Below are 3561 nucleotides of genomic sequence, written 5' to 3'. Positions count from 1 at the left end.
ATATCAATATGCTTTTGTCTTCTACAAAGCGTACTGTAATCTGGAGCTGTCCAATTTACTCCGCAAAGTTTAATCAGACTTTGCACAAAGCCAGTAACCATACGTAAAGACAGACGGAATAAGGATTTAATCATTAAGTAGCATTGGATGGCTGCGTCGGAGTAGGGTTGATTTCGCCCTTGTTTGCCTTTTGATGGCGCATACCATTGCGTAGCAGGATCAAACCAAAGGGCAATATTTCCGCGGCTCATGAGTGCTCGGTTATATGCGGGCCAATTGGTTGTGCGATAGATTTTGTGTGTAGACTTCTTCATTTGAAAATTATATCGCTGAAAAAGCCTTTACAGATTGGTTTGTGCAACAAAGCCGTCTTAACCAGTCAATTATTTAAAATTTTCTAGCGTTGTTGTTAGATTCAGCTCATCGAAATTGCTACGATGGTTTAAGATCGAATGGCACTGCTATTTCTAGGTAGATAGTCTATTTTGTAAATATGAACTATACAAATTTACCCAAAAGACCACGTGGTCGGCCCACTAAACATGGAAGCAACTATGCAGATACAAAAGACGTATTGATACGCCGTGGTATCGAATTGCTTACAGAACGGGGAATGAATGCCATGAGCCTAGACGATCTCATGAAGCCTATTCAAATTCCAAAAGGCTCGTTCTACCATTATTTTGAGAATAAAGAAGCATTTATTTTAGAGGTGTTAAAGGCTTACGAAATCTATTTTGTGAGGCGATTGAATAAGTTTTTAAGCCAACCAGATCTTCTCCCTCTGGAAAAGCTACAACACTTTGTAAACGATGCTGGTGAAAAGCTACAGAAATATGATTTTAAACGAGGCTGTATTCTGGGTAATTTAGGGCAAGAGGTTTGTTATTTAGCGCCTGAAATTATTGATCGAATAGAAAGTATTTTTCAGGTGTGGCAGAAAATGGTTTCTGACTGTTTACATGAATTTTACTCTCAATCTAGCTTAACAGATTGTAATGAAATGGCTTATCAATTTTGGATTGGATGGGAAGGTGCGGTTCTTAGAGCACGTTTAATCAAATCTACGAGTCCTTTAGAAGCTTTTTTTCGCTTGTTTACATTGGCTGTAGAACAGCTGAATAGCGCAAGAAATTAATTAAAAAATAAATGTAGGAACCTGAATTTAATTTTTAATAAATTCTAGATAAGTGGTCTAATTTAATAAAGAGGATGTTTTTAATGTACAAAGGTATCGTAATTACTAAAGATGACGCTGGTTATGTGTCAAAAGTTGCTGAGATTACTCCGAATCCTTTGCAGGAAGGAGAGGTTAGAGTTGAAGTAAAATATTCAACATTAAATTATAAAGATGCTTTAGCCATTACAGGGCGTTCTCCAGTCATTCGTAGTTTTCCATTGACACCAGGCATCGATTTTTCAGGTGTTGTAATTGAATCAAAACATCCGGAATGGAAAAAAGGCGATGAAGTTCTATTAAATGGTTGGGGTGTCGGTGAAAAATATTCAGGCGGATTAGCTGAACAAGTGACTGTTTCAGGCGATTGGCTCATACAGAAACCTTCTGCTTTTTCTTATAAAGATACCATGATTATTGGTACAGCAGGTTATACCGCAATGTTGTGCGTCATGGCCTTACAAAAGCATGGTATCAAGCCAAGTGATGGAAAAATTTTAGTCACTGGTGCAAATGGTGGGGTGGGTAGTATTGCGATTATTATTTTGAACCATCTTGGTTATGAGATTACAGCATCCACTGGTCGACCACAAGAGTCAGAATATTTAACCTATTTGGGGGCAAATGAAATTATTGATCGTGCTGAATTAGCTTCACAAGGAAAGCCATTAAACAAGGAAATTTGGGCAGGTGTAATTGATACTGTGGGTAGTCATACTTTAGCCAATGCATGTGCGAGTACAAAATATCATGGTGCGGTCGCTGCCTGTGGTTTGGCTGGTGGAATGGATTTTCCTGCGACAGTTGCTCCATTTATTCTGAGAGGGATTACCTTGTATGGAGTTGATAGTGTTATGGCACCAATCGAGTTAAGAAAAGAAGCTTGGGAGCGTTTAGCGAAAGAATTAGATCAAACAAAATTGGAAACAGTAACGACTGAAATTCAGTTAACAGATGCTTTAAACATTTCAAATGAAATTTTAGATGGCAAAATTCGAGGTAGGGTTGTTGTAAAACTATAATTCTAATTTAGTTGTAGTTATATTGGTCAAAGGATTTCGACATCATGAATATAATTTTGTAGATTCGTGATGTCGAGCTGAGAGGTGGTCCCACATGTTTGAACAACTAAAAGCGTATTTATAAGTGATATTCCGCTCTAGTTAAGCCACCTTGTTTTGTTGGGGTAGCTGATCATAGTAAAACTCATTTGGTGTCATTTTGTCTAGACTCGAATGAGGTCGTTTCAGATTATAAAACTCAAAATATGCACTCAATTGCTTTTTCGCATCTGTGACACTGCTATAAGCTTTGAGATACACCTCTTCATATTTAACGCTCCGCCATAATCGTTCAACCATCACATTATCAACCCATCGACCTTTACCATCCATACTGATTTGAATGCCATTTGATTTCAATACATCAATAAATGCATCACTGGTAAACTGACTGCCTTGGTCTGTATTAAATATTTCAGGTCGACCATATTTTTCAATAGCTTCATTTAATGTTTCTATGCAAAATGTAACCTCCATACTAATCGATACTCTATGCGCTAGTACCTTGCGGCTATGCCAATCAATCACAGCACATAAATAAACAAAGCCTTTTGCCATAGGGATATACGTTATATCCGTAGACCACACTTGATTACTGCGCTGAATAGCCAATCCTTTGAGCAGATATGGATATTTGCGGTGAGCTTGATTAGCCTGGCTTAAATTTGGTTTGCAATATAACGCATTAATGCCCATTTTCTTCATTAAAGTACGTGTATGACGTCGTCCTATATGATGTCCTTGACGATTCAACAAATCACGCATCATACGGCTACCTGCAAAAGGGTATTGCATATGTAACTCATCCATACACCGCATCAGCTTCAGATCTGATGCACTCACAGGTTTTGGGCGATAGTAATAACAACCACGGGAGACTTTCAGCAGCTGAGCTTGCTTAGATACTGAAATCTGAAGTGAGTCATCGATTAACTTTTGTGGTTGAAGCGGCCCAGTTTCTTCAACACACCTTCTAAAAAATCAATTTCTAATGCCTGCTCACCGATTTTTGCATGTAGTTTTTTTAGATCGATGGGTGGTTCTGTTGGAGCTTTTGATTGATCGAAAGCTTGCGAGGAAGCTGAAATCAGTTGATTTTTCCAGTCGATAATTTGGTTTTGATGAACATCAAATTCAGCACTCAATTCAGCAAGTGTTTTTTCTGCTTTAATCGCAGCAAGTGCTACCTTAGCTTTAAAATCATTTGAATGATTTCTTCTTGGTCTACGTGCCATAAAATACTCCATATATTGATGTTTATAACATCATTTGGGGAGCAAAATATCACTTATAAGTGTTGTTCAAATTTCCTGATCCACCTCT

Annotated in this window: 4 protein-coding genes; 2 read left to right on the top strand and 2 right to left on the bottom strand. The window is 37.9% G+C overall.

The genetic code is table 11. The features are described from left to right. Nucleotides 1-314: transposase (locus tag ADA42_RS18215; RefSeq protein ID WP_171249945.1), on the bottom strand; the 314-nt coding region annotated here is incomplete at its 3' end. Between the two features lie 179 nt (nucleotides 315-493). Between ADA42_RS18215 and ADA42_RS16315 the strand changes: the two genes are divergently transcribed. Then, nucleotides 494-1138, top strand: a complete 645-nt coding sequence (locus ADA42_RS16315; protein ID WP_004942792.1) for a TetR/AcrR family transcriptional regulator — start codon at nucleotides 494-496, stop codon at nucleotides 1136-1138. 83 nt (nucleotides 1139-1221) lie between these two features. Beyond that, nucleotides 1222-2199, top strand: a complete 978-nt coding sequence (locus ADA42_RS16310; protein WP_004999903.1) for an MDR family oxidoreductase — start codon at nucleotides 1222-1224, stop codon at nucleotides 2197-2199. A gap of 141 nt (nucleotides 2200-2340) precedes the next feature. On the opposite strand, the gene ADA42_RS18210 is transcribed toward ADA42_RS16310, so the two are convergent. Then, nucleotides 2341-3485 (bottom strand): IS3-like element ISAba14 family transposase gene (locus ADA42_RS18210; protein WP_100833519.1). Its coding sequence is split into 2 segments (ribosomal slippage): nucleotides 2341-3221 and nucleotides 3221-3485, totalling 1146 coding nucleotides; the frame shifts between segments, so codons are not numbered across the junction. Between the last annotated feature and the right edge of the window lie 76 nt (nucleotides 3486-3561).

It is taken from the genome of Acinetobacter sp. 243_ASPC, from assembly GCF_001054715.1.
GTDB classification, from domain to species: Bacteria; Pseudomonadota; Gammaproteobacteria; order Pseudomonadales; family Moraxellaceae; genus Acinetobacter; species Acinetobacter soli.
This window is presented reverse-complemented; position numbering and strand designations above follow the sequence as displayed.

Coding starts and splice junctions, on each gene's coding strand:
- ADA42_RS16310 (WP_004999903.1), top strand. CDS start 1,222: ATGTACAAAGGTATCGTAATTACTAAAGATGACGCTGGTTATGTGTCA.
- ADA42_RS16315 (WP_004942792.1), top strand. CDS start 494: ATGAACTATACAAATTTACCCAAAAGACCACGTGGTCGGCCCACTAAA.